We start from the raw sequence: 13,533 nt of genomic DNA on the forward strand, positions 1-13,533 counted from the left end.
TATATAGGCGGCGGGTGACAATTTTCTCCCTATTTAGGCGGTGTAATGGAATATATTTTACTGAAATACCTACATATTCTTGGTTTTGTGTACTGGTTGGGCGGTGATTTGGGTACATTTTTATCAAGTCGGTATTTGGTTAATCGTGAGTTGAGTAATGAAGCCAGGTTAGTGGCGACCAAAATCATGCTTGCCTGTGATCAGGGACCAAAATTGGCGATGCCGCTGATGTTTTCGCTGGGTGTTCATCTGGCCACCATCCTTGGCGTTGTCCCGCTTAATGGTGTTGGTTTGTTAGCCACTTGGCTGATTGGTTTGGTGTGGCTGGCTAATGTTCTGATTCTATATAGCTTTGAGGGCAAGCCCTTTACCGCCATGCTGGCGAAATTTGATTTTGGATTTCGCGTGGCGGTGCTGCTGGCAATTTTAGTGTTTTTAGTGGCTGCGCAATTCATATCAGGCTTGATCACCGCCGATTGGGTGGCTTGGAAGCTGTTTATCTTTGCCTTGCTAGTGGCCTGTGGAGTGGGTATTCGTATTCAGCTAAAACCCTTTGTTCCCGCCTTTACCAAGTTGATGCAGGACGGCCCTAGCGATGAAGTTAATGACATTTTAGAGTCAGCGGTCAGTCGTAGCCGTCCCTTTGTCGCAATTATTTGGTTGGGGCTGTTTGTGAGTGCCGCACTGGGTGTGCATTTGCTGTAACTAGGTGCTAAGTAAGCCCTTGCTTAAACAAGAATCTTAGAGGTAGACGCAGTAATGGAATTATACAATTTGCCACATTCACCCTATGCCGCTCGGGTACGAATGTTAATTTATGAGCGCGATTTAGCCGTCGATCTTTGCGACCCGCCGGGTGGTATGGGAAGTGAGGAATACCGCAGTTTAACGGTGATGGGCAAGGTGCCGGTGTTAAAGCATGGCGATCGCTATTTGTCTGAATCTACCGCGATTATGGAATACTTAGAGGCGCTATATCCCGATGGCAAGCTAACACCAGAAGATGCATGGCAGCGCAGTCAGCAAAGCGCCATGATTCGCTATGTCGATTTGTATTTTGCCCAAGCGTTGTTCCCTCTTTTTCAACAAATGAAAGCCTCGCCACGAGATCAGCAAGTTGTTGATGCCGCCTTGGTAAACCTGAGTGCAGAACTTAAACGGCTACAGGCATGGTATGAATTACCGGAATTAGCTCCTTCCTCTAGCCTTAGTTTGGCGGATTGTGTGGTGATGCCGGTGTTGTTTTATGTGGTGAGTTTGTCGCCCTTTTTTGGCGAAAATGAACCGCTATTGGCAACCCCTGTACTGGCCGAACGCTGGGCATGGGCGCAAGAGCAGGCGGCATCCAAGCGGGTGTTGGGTGAGATGGCTGCCGGCTTAAAAGCCATGATGTCACCGGCGAATTAATTGAACGTGGAGAAGATAGCAGTTGGCTAAATTCTTAAAAGTGCTGTTGCTCGGCGTTGCGACCTTGTTGCTTGTTATTGCGGCGTATATCGCATGGAGTTTGCTGGCTTATCGCGATATACCCACTGCCGAGCTTGTTGCTCGCTACGGTCAGGGTGCGCAGTTTGCTGACTTAGAAGGTACGCCGATTGCTTATCGAGTCAGTGGTGATCTAAACGCAGGGCCGCCTTGGGTCTTATTACACTCTCATTATTTTGATTCGCTAATGTGGGACGATGTAATAAGCCACTTGGCCCCAGGTCATGCAGTGATTCGTTATGACATGACATCTCATGGCCTTAGCGGTCCAGATGCGCAATCGAATTATAGTATGGACCGCGATGTGGCGATTCTGGATGCGCTGTTAAATAAGTTAAATGTTAAATCTGCCTTGGTGGTGGGTTCGTCATTAGGTGGCAATATTGCTTTTCATTATGCCGCCAAATTTCCTGAGCGCACAGCGGGCTTGGTGCTGATTAATTCTGGCGGTATTAAACGCCAGCAGAGTAGCCGTCGCAGCGCTGCCGGCATTCCACCGTGGTTTTATCGCGTTTTTTATTTTATACCCACCATCGCTTATCGCAAATTTATAGAGTGGATGGTGGTAGACAAGACGGTAGTGAGTGAGAGTCTGGTTGAACGTTTTCACGATATGTTTAGGCATAAGGGTAATCGGCAAGCAGAAATGCAGCGCATGGCGAGCTTTGATGCCGGTGAGCCGAGTGAAGTGCTAGGGGCAATACGGGCGCCTAGCTTAATTATTTGGGGGCGGAAAAACCCCCAACTCCCGGTAGCACTTATGACCCAGTTTGAAAATTTGATGACAAATACCGAATCGATTACCTCTGAGATTGTTGATGGGACAGGGCATTTACTGCCTGTCGAGCGGCCAGAAATAACGGCGACACTGCTCGATCGTTTTAGGGGCAGTTTATGATTGTGGATCGCGGTGATTTTTTTAGCCTTAAAATAAATCCTTGTTGGGCGGTGTTATTGTTGTGTTTACTGCTCTCGGCATGCGGTGAGCCACTGGTATTAGAAGAGGCCACGCCGCTAGGCGCTGAGCGAGCAGCATTAGAGAGCATCCCCGGCTATCCCCAAGGTTCTTATGAGTATCAGCTGATCGAACGGGTTGGTCTTAAAGCCGAGCAGGGCGGCATGATCGATCTGCGAGTGTGGTATCCCTTTAGCGAAGAGCCAGCCCCCGTCATTATTTTTTCTCATGGCAATTGGTCGGATAAAGACCGTTACGACAACATTTTATCGCACTGGGCAAGTTACGGTTTTGTGGTGATTGCTGGCACTCACTTAGATGGCAAAAATATGGCCAGAGGTATTTTCAATGCCCTGCGTCATGGCAATGATGGCTTAATTGCCCAGCGAGTGGCGGACATAAATTATCTGCTGGATCATATTGAAGAGCTACAAGAATTATTACCGCTGCGTTTGGACGCCAACCGTGTTGCGGTGGCAGGGCATAGTTTTGGTGCTTTTACGGCCCAGCAATTTTCAGGTGCGCGGGCGATAACAGAAAAGGGCGATATTTCTGCTGATGATCGTCGCGTTAATGCCGTGGTGGCACTGTCACCGCCTGGTCCAATGTTTGATGAAATTACCGCAGAGAGTTGGACGCAGATGCACGGTCCAGTCTTGATGTCAACGGGAACGCACGATGTAAACGCGCAGTTCTGGCCGGATTGGCGCGACCATAAAATGAGTTTTGATACTGCGCCAGATGGCCATCAATATGCACTTGTCGTGCAGGGTGCGGATCACTATCTGGGCAACCTAATATGCCGGCCAGATCGAGATGCAGAGCCGCAACACGATGCCCTTAATGTCGTAAATGCGGTATCGACACTCTTTCTTCTTGCCTATGTGAATGGTGATCTTCAGGCCATGGAGTGGCTTGATCAATTAGAGTTAAGTGCGACCAGCGGTGGCTTTGCCGAATTGCATACCCATTAATCAAATATAAAATTTGCATTATTTAAGGCTGTTTGGGTAATCCAATCAGTTTTTATCTGCGTACACCCCTCAATATTTAATAATGGGGGTAATGATGAAAACACTATTTGCTTTTATGATTCTTGCGCTAGGCGTATCTAGCAGTGTTAATGCTGATGCGTTTAACAAGCCTGTCAAACTCAGCTATTACGCCGCTGATAATGTTGTTCACTACGATGTAAGCTGCGCTAATGGTCTGCAGTATGAGTTAATCCGTGAAGACCGTAAGTGGTGTATTGGTGGAGCTGATGCCTCACAGTGCGAAACTAAAAAAATGCGGGCGGCTAGCAAAGCCTGTCGCTTGGGTAAATACATAGTAGGGGCAGATAAGCCAGCTGAGCTGAGCCAGCGCGTCGCCACTAATCCATAAGGTGAGTGGTGTGGGTTCTTGCCCAATTCGTTACCGAAGTTAACCCTTTCTGCGTATAGCTTAATCCGGCCCTCCTGCTGTGATTAAGCTTTATCTTATAAGCCGGCATCGATTAAGACGGTGTTTGCTAGCTATTAATATCTTCTAAGCGTTCCGCCATCACCTGTAACACAATCATCCCTCTTGCCTAGTGAGCTAGATCTGTAACTCATTGATATTTAAGATGGTTGGCGATAGTCTGACCATATTGGTGATAATGTTGAGTACGAATAAATTTGCATATAGACATATACATTAGCAGTGTCATTCTATTCATGGTTGTACAAGGGTTAATACTTTGAACAAAATTCAAAAATTGAGGAAGAATGGCGAAGAGTTATATCTTAATGGCAGAGTGGGGGAAGCACTCAAGGTCTATCATAAAATGGTTAAAAATCCATTTTATGAAAAACTATGCAATGTAAAAGATAAGGTTAATGACTTGCATGGCATGTTCAGCATGTCTAATTATCTTGGACTGCACAATGATGCACTGCAGTATGCCAAGAATATTTTTTCTCTAAAGCCCAATGATGTTGATTCAATCATTACTTTGTCAAAAGGCTTTCATTTTGTTAAATCTCCAGAGCAAGCAATAAAATACGCTTTATTAGCAGAGAGATCAGATGATGCTAATTATGAGGTATACGACATCTTGTCAGAAAACTATATGCTCATTTCAGATTTTGAAAACGCTAGGGCTTCTGGTATCAAGTCATTATTATTAAAAGAGAAAGAAGTAGACTCATACCCTTCGCATAGAGAAGCTGATGTTTCCGTAAAATCACTAAATAAAAATGATAAGTCAAAAAATATTATCTCGTTTTCATTATTTGGTGACAGCCCAAGATATTGTGAAAATGCAGTTATAAATTCAATTAAAGCACCAGAAATATATCCTCACTGGACGTGCCGGTTTTATTGTAGTGACAATGTTCCGGTAGACGTCATTGAAAGATTAAAAAACAATGGTGCTGAGGTGATTTTTAAAAAGACATCAAAAGACCCCAAGGATATGCTCTTTTGGCGATTTTTGGTTATGAGCGACAAAACGATAGATCGGTATATTGTTAGAGATTGTGACTCGGTTGTTAATTTAAAAGAAGCGGTTGCTGTTGATGATTGGATTGAGTCAAATAAGTCTTTTCATATCTTGAGAGATTATTATACGCATGCAACGTTGATATTAGCCGGTATGTTTGGTGGCGTGTCGGGTGTGTTCAGTGATGTTGAAAAGATGATTGATTCATTTCATAAGAATATACACACATCAAGAACGCATTTGGACCAGGATTTTCTAGCCCAATATGTTTGGCCGTCAATAAAAACTGACGTTATGATTCATGACAGTTGTTTTCATAGTAGTGATTGTGGAAGTGTCGATTTTCCTGAAAATGCAATGATTATTAAAAACCATCACATCGGTATGAATGAAGGCGCGGCCACCCTAAATGTTAAGTTGGGAGAAAAGACTGCTTGTGAAAAAGTGAAATGGTCGATATTAGATAAAAACAATACAACTATATGCACTTACCATTCTAGAATAGTCAATGGGGCGTATTGCGCTGAAATACCAACCTCGTATGTTGGTAAGTTGCAGAACAAAGAATATATGCTTAAATCTGTCCCGTACTGATTTTGTATGTAAAAAACTGCCGTAAGCGGCGGGATATTTGTACTTGGAAATAACATGACCTGTATTACTAATATAATATTGACGACGGCTATACATGATGGCGCGTGGATGAATAGCGATTACGGAAGCGTCGATACATTAAATGACTACTTATATACGCATTACCAGGGTTCTAGGCTTCAATGTGTGGATGCCCATTCAGGTGGGAATAAATCTTTAAGTTGTAATGTGTTTATTGCGGCAATAGATTACTTAAATGTAGATGAGTTTATTGCATTATTTTATCAGGTGGCGTGGGATAAACCTGAGCAAGCCCAGCTAATGATAAAGACAGACGACCAGCCTAGTTTCACCCTGTATCAGGCGAAAACGTAATACCGCTTTAAACGCTGCATGATGACGCTATCTGTTGCGTTTAACATCACGATAGAAATTTTCGTGTGAACCAAGTGCCAGTAATTCTAAAATCAGTTTTCCTTCGTCATAGCTATAGCCAAGTAAGGTCTGTTGCTTGTTCATTTTGAATTTATGGACACGTAAAAATCCTAGGTCGCCTTTTTTTGTTCACCTAGTATTGAGTCTTTCATTAGCGCCTTAATTGCAGCGTCCAAATCATTCTTTTGAGTTGAGCTGAGTTTTTTACTGTTTTTTTTAAAGTAGGGGTTTGAAGTACGCTGGCAACCTTAGCCAAAGTCGTATTCCTCTAATTTCCCCTCCTCTTTTTCAGCTTTTGCTATTATCGCTTGCTTTACAAATTCATAAGGTAAATCTGGATTATCCTCCATCATTTCACCAATTTTAGCCCAGTGTTCAATCTGTTTTGGCGGTGTTCTATTCAGCGCTTTTGCCATGATTGTGGCTTTATCAATTAGGTCTTGGTCTAATCGTATGCTTGATGTAGCCATAGCGATATCCTCTGTAGGTTGGTATTAGTAAAATGTATCTTCTCGCTACAAATGTGGCAAGTTGCATCAGCCTTGTCTTGATGGCTTTTTTCCGGTTGCGGGCCAATGCCTCCGCAAATTATGCTGCTGATAAAGCGGAATTTTCTTATCATTAATTTTGTAGATGGCAGTAACTAAGACTAAAAGGTGAGCTTTAGTCGGCTTCTGTTTTCTTTTGGCTGTGTCTGATTTTTAGCAGACGGTGGCCAAGCGGGGAGCATTGGTGAATTGAAAGCCGACTAGGGGGTATTAGTTCTCTGCTAACAACGAGCCAAATCCTTTAATGCGGTCGGGGATGCCATTATTGCGGAGCGCATGCCAAAAGGTGATGGCGTTAATGGCTAAAACGGGTTTTCCTAATTCTTGTTCTAGCTGCGCGGCTAATTCAACAAAGTGCAAATTCGTACCGGCCTGTAAAATCAAATCTATATCGTCACCATCTACCTTTTTGACCAGTGCGCGGTTATCGCCAGACGTTTCATAGGCAATGCTGACAGGGCTGTCAGATTTGTGGCCTTCTATACGCACGACTTCATAACCGATATCGGCTAAAAATTTTACCACCATGCCGTCACCAACAGGCATATATGGGGTGATGACACCAATGCGCTTTACGCCGGGATAGCATTTTAAGGCATCCATAATGGCTTGGGCGCCAAAGGTAATATTACAGCCGCCTTCGGCTTGGGCAATGCTGTTGTAACGTTCAAATTCTCGGTCGGAGCGATCTTTGCCATCCCAGAAGGTTTCAGCGGAATATCCAAAAATAACATGGTCAGGTAATACCGTCAGGGCGTCCCGCAAACCTTGTTCAGTAGCGTTGCCAATAGCTTTAACCAGTGCCACAAAGCTGTCTTCGTCGGTGACCGACATGGGTGGAATAACACAGGCCCGCGTTGCCAGTACCACGCCTTCGGGGCACATCTTGTGATACTCGGTTTCTACTGCCGTATTTGTGGATGGGACAAGTACCGCAAATTTTTTACGGTAGCCATAATAATCGACCATTGTGCGCTCCGGTGTTGCTCGTAAAACACTATTAAATATATTGATATATCAATATAATATTATCAATGTAATAGCAGCTTGGCGAGGAAAAAATGACGAAATTTAAAACGGCGCTAGTGACGGGGGCAAATCGCGGCATTGGTTTAGAAACAGTGCGCCAGTTGGCTATAAAAGGGATTCATGTTTTTGCAACGGTGAGATCACTAAGCTCTGCTGAGCAACTACATAAACTGATAGAGCAGGGGCTTTCGGTAACAGTGGTGCAATTGGATGTGTGCTCGCAGGAAAGTGTAGATACCCTCGCCGCTAGATTGTTATCTGAACACGTCAAAATAGATATCTTAATTAATAATGCGGGGGTTGCCTTAGATCAGTGGGTGCCTGCCCTTGAGTTAGATATCGATCTATGGCGGCAAACCATGGAGGTCAATCTTTACGGCGCGCTGCGACTCTGCCAAGCCTTTATTCCCGCCATGATCGCGGATGGCAGCGGCCGTATTGTTAATGTGTCTAGCGAATTGGGATCGTTACAGGATGTGCAGCTAGGATCGACTTTGGCCTATCGGTCGTCGAAGACAGCATTGAATTCCCTTACCGCATTATTAGCCTGTGAGCTAAAGGTGTATCCCGATATTTTGGTTAATGCCAGCTGTCCTGGCTGGGTTAAAACCGCGTTAGGGGGCGATGATGCCCCATTGAGTGTTGCGGAAGGCGCGGATACCACGGTGTGGCTGGCAACCTTGGCATCAGGCCAAAGCGGTGGTTTATACCGAGAACGAAAAATTTGGCCTTGGTGAAGACCATTGTCGATTCACCTCAAAGCTGGCGTAAGGTTGAGCCATAAAATGACAAAGTTGTGATTCTTGGATAGTTGAAATTCAAATATGCCGTTCAGGGCTACCCAGAATTTGGCTGCGAGCTGACTCTTGTGATGGGATTTAAAGTCAGTAAGTGAGCGTTAAATTAGACCTATTCTTCGGCAGACCTAAATCTCGTTCACCTTTATTAATAGGGTGTTCAGTAGAAGCGGGCTCACTAATTCTGCGGGTAGCTGTCTAAGTTGTTGATTTCTTGAGATATGGGTTTATGATCAGGAGAAAGGATTTCAGAAAAAATAGAGGGAGCCAGTCTTGCTAACACAGATAGTCAATTCCACGAAATACAATCAAGTGCATGATATGGCTATGGTTTTTGACGCCATTCTGAATCCTGGTTCAGAGATAGGGAGCCAAAGTGATATATGGCCCCAGTCTTCTAGATAAAACTGTTAGCTCCTATTTGAGAAGCTGGATATATGAATGAATTCAAAGACGATTTAAGGCTCTTAAATAGTCTTCAGATTGTAAGAAAACATATATTTAACGGTGCATGCCACTTGCTGGATAACGCTAATTATTATCAGCTAAAAGAGGACATATGTGAGTATTTTGATGTTGAGTTTAATGATGTACTAGTTGTTGGATCTGGAAAATTAGGATTTAGTATAAAGCCTCAAAGACGTTACGGTGCGTTTAATGACGAATCTGATATTGATATAGCGGTCGTTTCGACAGAGCTATTTCAGAAGATTTGGAAAGAGGCATATTTATATCAAAGAAGCGGGGCATATTGGCCAAAATCAGCTGATTTTTTTAAATATCTCTCTGAGGGCTGGATTAGACCAGACAAGTTACCATCGAGTAAGTACTTTAGTTTTACGGAGGATTGGTGGAATTTCTTTAATAAGCTAACAATCTCTGAAAGATATGGTCCTTACAAAATTAGGGGTGGTTTGTATCAATCGTGGTTTTTCTTACAAGAGTATCAAAAAATATGCGTAGAACAGTGCTTAACTGAGGTGAAGACATGAGAACATCCGCAACCAATCGGCGTTTACGTGTTTTATTGACGGCAATAAGTAATAAATCCCTTGTGCCTCAACCAGATTTTCAAAGACGTTTAGTATGGTCAAATAAAGACAAAGTGGCATTTGTGCGAACTGTTCTTGAGGGTTTTCCGTTTCCAGAAATATATATTGCTGCTGGAAAGGTCGACCCGAAAACTGGGGAGGGGTGCGAGTTACTAGTCGATGGCCAGCAAAGAATAACTACTTTATACCAATATTTTAAAGGTTCAGAGGATTTAAAATTACCTGCAGAGCTAGTCGAATATTCAAAGCTTGATGAGCAAAAACAATTAGAGTTTTTGGAGTATGAAGTTGTAGTAAGGGATTTGGGGAGCAAGCCTATCGATGAGGTAAAAGAAATATTTCAGAGAATTAACTCTACTAGCTATGGTCTTAACACAATGGAAATCCACAACTCAAGGTACGCCGGTGGATTCAAGACGTTTGCTGAGACGATGTCTGAGATGGAATTTTTTAGCACTTATCGAATTTTCACACCAACAGATATCAAGCGAATGAATGATGTTCGATTTTGCCTAGGAATGCTGTCTGCAATTATCGTAGGTTATTTTAATCGAGACAAAGAAATAGAACCGCTTTTGGAGCGTTATAACGAAGAGTTTGATAGGGCTGAAGAATTCGAAGAGCGTATTAGTAAAGTTATTAACAGCATTGAAAGGCTAAATTTTCCTACTTCATCCAGAGCATTTAAAAAAGCGGATTTTTATAGTATTTTTATTGAAATTTACAAAGCTTTGTATCTTCACAAGAAAAAAATTGATATCTCGAAAACCCGGGCGAATATAGATGAATTTTTTGAAAAAGTTGAAAAGGCTTCTGAAAATAAAGAGAAAGACCCAATAGCTAACGACTATTATAAAGCTGCTCTTCAGGGTAGTAACGATAGAAATAATAGGATTCTACGAGGGAATGCTATTCAAAATTTAATCGTTTAAGCTAACAAGTTGCTCCTGTCGACATTTTTTTCGTTGCGCCTTTTGTGCTTAAATAGCACAAAATTCTCCATTTCAAAAATGCGGAAGAGCAAGGTGTTGAGGCTGTAGAATTACTCCGCTCAGTGTCCGCTTACGATGGATTGCTTCCTTCAATTTACTTTGGCACCTCCCCACTAATTTACCTTAATCCTCGTTTATGGCGCACGATAACAGCGTTTACCATAAGTTGGCCTCGGGCCATTTTCACCATAAGGTAGCAAACGCAGACACCTTACGGGTGAATCAACGCAATGTAATGATTAGCCAGGCTCAGCTGAATTTGGGTTGATAATTTTTGACCTAATTATTAGCGAGCTGATGAAAACAAGCATATTTAAAACCCCAAAAAGTACAAAGGGTGCGCTGGGGCTAAATGCCGCAAATAACCAGCCACCACCGGCGGTGCCGACGAGGATACCAACGGCACCGGCAACGCCGAAAAATCCGATGACGGCTCCCCGGCGAGCACGTGGTGCTTGCTGTCCTACTAGTGCTTGGCTAGATACAAAGGCACTGATTTCGGCCACACCCATTATTCCCAGTAAGGCAAAGACCCAGGGTGAGGTTGGGTCATCGACAAGGCCGACGCTGAGGTATACACAGCCAGCGAGTCCAGCTGCTAATGTTACCGCGGTGCTACGGCGAATTTTGTCGGCGATAAATCCCATGGCAATGGCGCCAATCATCGCGCCCGTTACCGTGGTTAAAATGCGTGGCACCGCAAGTTCTTGCATGGCTTGACTGGGTGCCATGCCCAAGTTTTGAGTGCCAAACTGCACCAGCCATAAACCCATAAAGGCTCCCGTAACAGCAAGATCGCCTCGGGAAATAAATGCAGCGCCATAGCTCAGAGCCACGCCGGGGTCTTTGGCGGCGGCCAAACCTTTTTTGAGCATGGTGGATAGTGGCTCTTGCGCTTGTTTTACCAAGACTGTTGTTTTGGGTGCCAAGCCAATGAGGACAACGGCGGTGCCAACAATCCCCATGGCGCCACCAATTCCAAAGCTCGCTTGTTGGGCCTCAAGCTCAGTGAATCCTTTGCTGACAAAGATGCCGGGTAAAATACCCAGTATCGGTGGAATGAATGCACCAAACGTGGCAATGAGCCCTTGCAAGCCATTGGCTTTGCCACGGTCTTTGTCGCTGCTGTAGTCGGCAATCACCGTTACCATCATGCCGATCATTGCCGCTCCACCAAGGGCGATAACTAAGCGAAACGCAATGAGCTGGGGAAGATTTTGGGCGTAGGGATAAATAATAAAACCAAGGGCGGTGAAGCTAAGTCCAAAGGCATAAACCGAGCGCCGGCCTATGCGGTCGGCGAATACGCCAAATAGGCCCATGGTAAGAATTAAAACCGCCTCTTGAGCCGCGCCGAGAAGCCCTGTGATATGAGCTTGGTCAGCCGTGGCGTAGCCCAGAGTGGCTAATAGGCCGGGTTGCAGTACGGCCAATGCACCCGCGTAGCCTGATGAAATAAAGGCGGCAATTAAATAGGCGGTGAGGTGTCGTGGGCGAATGCCCTCAGATAATTCTATGCCAAGGGCTCGCATGGTGTTTCCTCAATAGGTTTTACTTTTTTGCATTTGATCTTTGCCCATACGCACGTCGATCATGTGTTCAACCTGATCTTCGCCAAAGACTTGGGCGGCCAGTTTGTTCATGGGATCTAGTCGATAACCGAGTTCACGCACTTTGTGGTCATAGCGTTGTAGCTCGGCTCGTTTTTCTTCTGGCACGGGGGTGGCGTTATCTAACCAGCCAAGCCAGCGATTTAAAAAACGGTAGGCAAAATCTTCTAGAATATCGATGTTTTCGTCAGTCAGCTCCGCGCTTAAACTGAGTGCAGAGGGTGATAACAATGCGCGCATATACGGGCCGTGGCTTACAGACCATTGGAAGTTTGGATGGCCGCGCAATTCGAGGAAGTCGGCGTTGGCTTCGTCGCCGTAATATTTGTTGAGATACTCTTCGTCAATGCGAATATCACTGCGGGGAGTAAAATCAAAATAGAAAAACAGTTTTGGAATGGTGCCAAAAACCATAATGAAATGCGGCACATCGGTTTCTTGGCCAAGAAAGGCGGTGGCGTTCATATCAAGAATACTGGCCTTGCGATTGCCCAGCCAAGAATTGACTAGCCACTCAACACCCTTGCCAGACCATGCCTGCATAGAGCCTTCAAATTCGCCGTTGGGAGAGGTGTAATATTCACGCCCCTCGCAGTTTGGGTCTAATTGGAAATCGGAAAAACGTTCGGCAATACGATTTTTGATGTCGGTTAGAATATGGAAGCTGCGCTCCCACGCTTTACTGACATCAACGTCTGGATTTTCTGCAAGAAACTGGTCAATGGTTTTGGTATCGGCGGTCATGAGTGCCTCAAAAGTGGTTGCTTAGAAAAATTAAAGTCCGAAGGCTTCGAACTGATCTTGCCGCGCTTTGATACGGCTTTTTAACATTCGTATTGCGATTTTTTTTCCGTTGAGCCAGCGAATTTTATGACCCGATTTTGTGGTGGCAAGAATTTGTTCTACCAACCAAGGCGCGACGGTTTCGACGGTGTCGACTAAGTTGTTCATCATTTTTCGGGATTTTTGAAAGTTGTCAAAATCAGCTTTGGCTTCGCGAATAACCCCCTCGGTAATAATCATTCCGGGGCGAATTTTGGCGACGATGACGGGTGTGTCTTTTAGTTCTTTTACCAATGCATTGGTAAAGTAATCCAGACCGCGCTTGGTGCTGCCATAAATCCCCATGCCAGGAAAGGTTTCGCCATCGCTACCGCCGCCAAGCATATTGAATATTTTGCCGTGGCCTTGTTGCAACATGCCAGAGGCCGCTACTTTGCTGCCATTAATGGTGCCGAGCATATTGGTGGTAATCATGGCTTGTACTTCGTCGTGTGGGGTGTCGACGATGGACCACACTGTACGGGCTAGCCCGGCATTGTTAATCCAGATGTCTACGCTGCCAAATAAGTGTTGGGCTTCATCCCACAGGGCTTGCACCTGTTGAAAATCGCGGACATCAGCAACCTTGCCGTAAACGGTGCCGCAGTTTTTTAGTGTGTGCAGGGCATCGTCTATGCTGGCTTGATGACTCCCCGCGATAAGAACCTGATGATCGCCTCTAGCAAATTCACGGGCCAGTCCCAAGCCAATACCTTTTGTGCTGCCGGTGATAACGATATTGGCCATCGT

Annotated in this window: 15 protein-coding genes and 1 pseudogene; 10 read left to right on the plus strand and 6 right to left on the minus strand. The window is 44.7% G+C overall.

What is annotated here, in order from left to right:
* The first annotated feature begins 45 nt into the window (after positions 1 to 45).
* The 7 genes from AELLOGFF_RS03840 (at position 46) to AELLOGFF_RS03870 (ending at position 5,873) form a co-directional block, all read left to right on the plus strand.
* Positions 46 to 705: a hypothetical protein gene (locus AELLOGFF_RS03840; RefSeq protein WP_159267434.1), complete on the plus strand. Its 660-nt coding sequence runs from the start codon at positions 46 to 48 to the stop codon at positions 703 to 705.
* Between the two features lie 54 nt (positions 706 to 759).
* Positions 760 to 1,407 carry a glutathione S-transferase family protein gene (locus AELLOGFF_RS03845; protein ID WP_159267435.1) on the plus strand — a complete coding sequence of 216 codons (648 nt, stop codon included), beginning with the start codon at positions 760 to 762 and terminating at the stop codon, positions 1,405 to 1,407.
* Between the two features lie 22 nt (positions 1,408 to 1,429).
* Positions 1,430 to 2,383 carry an alpha/beta fold hydrolase gene (locus tag AELLOGFF_RS03850; RefSeq protein ID WP_159267436.1) on the plus strand — a complete coding sequence of 318 codons (954 nt, stop codon included), beginning with the start codon at positions 1,430 to 1,432 and terminating at the stop codon, positions 2,381 to 2,383.
* Complete coding sequence (locus AELLOGFF_RS03855; RefSeq protein ID WP_159267437.1) at positions 2,380 to 3,414, plus strand: alpha/beta hydrolase family protein; 1,035 nt, start codon at positions 2,380 to 2,382, stop codon at positions 3,412 to 3,414. Before AELLOGFF_RS03850 ends, AELLOGFF_RS03855 begins: the two co-directional genes overlap by 4 nt.
* Positions 3,415 to 3,505: 91 nt before the next feature.
* Complete coding sequence (locus AELLOGFF_RS03860; protein ID WP_159267438.1) at positions 3,506 to 3,823, plus strand: hypothetical protein; 318 nt, start codon at positions 3,506 to 3,508, stop codon at positions 3,821 to 3,823.
* A 337-nt stretch (positions 3,824 to 4,160) separates the two neighbouring features.
* A complete protein-coding gene (locus tag AELLOGFF_RS03865) occupies positions 4,161 to 5,498 on the plus strand; it encodes a tetratricopeptide repeat protein (protein WP_159267439.1) in 1,338 nt (445 codons plus the stop codon).
* Positions 5,499 to 5,606: 108 nt separating this feature from the next.
* Positions 5,607 to 5,873 (plus strand): hypothetical protein, encoded by a 267-nt coding sequence (locus AELLOGFF_RS03870; RefSeq protein ID WP_159267440.1) that lies wholly within the window; start codon positions 5,607 to 5,609, stop codon positions 5,871 to 5,873.
* A gap of 27 nt (positions 5,874 to 5,900) precedes the next feature.
* Here AELLOGFF_RS03870 and AELLOGFF_RS18205 read toward each other — a convergent pair.
* The 3 genes and pseudogenes from AELLOGFF_RS18205 to AELLOGFF_RS03890 all read right to left on the minus strand — a co-directional run bounded on the left by AELLOGFF_RS18205 (position 5,901) and on the right by AELLOGFF_RS03890 (position 7,450).
* Positions 5,901 to 6,109, minus strand: a pseudogene (locus AELLOGFF_RS18205) (type II toxin-antitoxin system RelE/ParE family toxin).
* A 72-nt stretch (positions 6,110 to 6,181) separates the two neighbouring features.
* Positions 6,182 to 6,403: a TA system antitoxin ParD family protein gene (locus tag AELLOGFF_RS03885; RefSeq protein WP_159267441.1), complete on the minus strand. Its 222-nt coding sequence runs from the start codon at positions 6,401 to 6,403 to the stop codon at positions 6,182 to 6,184.
* Between the two features lie 288 nt (positions 6,404 to 6,691).
* Positions 6,692 to 7,450 carry an arylmalonate decarboxylase gene (locus AELLOGFF_RS03890; RefSeq protein WP_159267442.1) on the minus strand — a complete coding sequence of 253 codons (759 nt, stop codon included), beginning with the start codon at positions 7,448 to 7,450 and terminating at the stop codon, positions 6,692 to 6,694.
* A gap of 92 nt (positions 7,451 to 7,542) precedes the next feature.
* On the opposite strand from AELLOGFF_RS03890, the gene AELLOGFF_RS03895 reads away from it, so the two are divergent.
* From AELLOGFF_RS03895 to AELLOGFF_RS03905, 3 genes are all read left to right on the plus strand, one after another.
* Positions 7,543 to 8,247, plus strand: coding sequence for an SDR family oxidoreductase (locus AELLOGFF_RS03895; RefSeq protein WP_159267443.1), 705 nt, complete (start codon positions 7,543 to 7,545; stop codon positions 8,245 to 8,247).
* Between the two features lie 497 nt (positions 8,248 to 8,744).
* Positions 8,745 to 9,299 carry a hypothetical protein gene (locus AELLOGFF_RS03900; protein ID WP_159267444.1) on the plus strand — a complete coding sequence of 185 codons (555 nt, stop codon included), beginning with the start codon at positions 8,745 to 8,747 and terminating at the stop codon, positions 9,297 to 9,299.
* The gene (locus tag AELLOGFF_RS03905) at positions 9,296 to 10,291 is read left to right on the plus strand and encodes a DUF262 domain-containing protein (protein ID WP_159267445.1); all 996 of its coding nucleotides are present in this window, start codon (positions 9,296 to 9,298) and stop codon (positions 10,289 to 10,291) included. Before AELLOGFF_RS03900 ends, AELLOGFF_RS03905 begins: the two co-directional genes overlap by 4 nt.
* A 299-nt stretch (positions 10,292 to 10,590) precedes the next feature.
* On the opposite strand, the gene AELLOGFF_RS03910 is transcribed toward AELLOGFF_RS03905, so the two are convergent.
* Genes AELLOGFF_RS03910 through AELLOGFF_RS03920 form a run of 3 tightly spaced genes read right to left on the minus strand, consistent with a single transcriptional unit; the run spans position 10,591 to position 13,530 of the window.
* Positions 10,591 to 11,883: an MFS transporter gene (locus AELLOGFF_RS03910; RefSeq protein WP_159267446.1), complete on the minus strand. Its 1,293-nt coding sequence runs from the start codon at positions 11,881 to 11,883 to the stop codon at positions 10,591 to 10,593.
* A gap of 9 nt (positions 11,884 to 11,892) precedes the next feature.
* Positions 11,893 to 12,705 (minus strand): hypothetical protein, encoded by an 813-nt coding sequence (locus tag AELLOGFF_RS03915; RefSeq protein WP_159267447.1) that lies wholly within the window; start codon positions 12,703 to 12,705, stop codon positions 11,893 to 11,895.
* A gap of 30 nt (positions 12,706 to 12,735) precedes the next feature.
* Complete coding sequence (locus AELLOGFF_RS03920) at positions 12,736 to 13,530, minus strand: SDR family NAD(P)-dependent oxidoreductase (RefSeq protein ID WP_159267448.1); 795 nt, start codon at positions 13,528 to 13,530, stop codon at positions 12,736 to 12,738.
* Positions 13,531 to 13,533: the final 3 nt, after the last annotated feature.

The organism is Zhongshania aliphaticivorans (assembly GCF_902705875.1).
Taxonomy (GTDB): domain Bacteria; phylum Pseudomonadota; class Gammaproteobacteria; order Pseudomonadales; family Spongiibacteraceae; genus Spongiibacter; species Spongiibacter aliphaticivorans_A.

Bases quoted from the DNA above. Each gene is read 5' to 3' on its own strand.
- AELLOGFF_RS03860 (WP_159267438.1), top strand. From the start codon at position 3,506: ATGATGAAAACACTATTTGCTTTTATGATTCTTGCGCTAGGCGTATCT.
- AELLOGFF_RS03890 (WP_159267442.1), bottom strand. From the start codon at position 7,450: ATGGTCGATTATTATGGCTACCGTAAAAAATTTGCGGTACTTGTCCCA.
- AELLOGFF_RS03870 (WP_159267440.1), top strand. From the start codon at position 5,607: ATGAATAGCGATTACGGAAGCGTCGATACATTAAATGACTACTTATAT.
- AELLOGFF_RS03910 (WP_159267446.1), bottom strand. From the start codon at position 11,883: ATGCGAGCCCTTGGCATAGAATTATCTGAGGGCATTCGCCCACGACAC.
- AELLOGFF_RS03885 (WP_159267441.1), bottom strand. From the start codon at position 6,403: ATGGCTACATCAAGCATACGATTAGACCAAGACCTAATTGATAAAGCC.
- AELLOGFF_RS03900 (WP_159267444.1), top strand. From the start codon at position 8,745: ATGAATGAATTCAAAGACGATTTAAGGCTCTTAAATAGTCTTCAGATT.
- AELLOGFF_RS03855 (WP_159267437.1), top strand. From the start codon at position 2,380: ATGATTGTGGATCGCGGTGATTTTTTTAGCCTTAAAATAAATCCTTGT.
- AELLOGFF_RS03905 (WP_159267445.1), top strand. From the start codon at position 9,296: ATGAGAACATCCGCAACCAATCGGCGTTTACGTGTTTTATTGACGGCA.
- AELLOGFF_RS03895 (WP_159267443.1), top strand. From the start codon at position 7,543: ATGACGAAATTTAAAACGGCGCTAGTGACGGGGGCAAATCGCGGCATT.
- AELLOGFF_RS03845 (WP_159267435.1), top strand. From the start codon at position 760: ATGGAATTATACAATTTGCCACATTCACCCTATGCCGCTCGGGTACGA.
- AELLOGFF_RS03915 (WP_159267447.1), bottom strand. From the start codon at position 12,705: ATGACCGCCGATACCAAAACCATTGACCAGTTTCTTGCAGAAAATCCA.
- AELLOGFF_RS03920 (WP_159267448.1), bottom strand. From the start codon at position 13,530: ATGGCCAATATCGTTATCACCGGCAGCACAAAAGGTATTGGCTTGGGA.
- AELLOGFF_RS03840 (WP_159267434.1), top strand. From the start codon at position 46: ATGGAATATATTTTACTGAAATACCTACATATTCTTGGTTTTGTGTAC.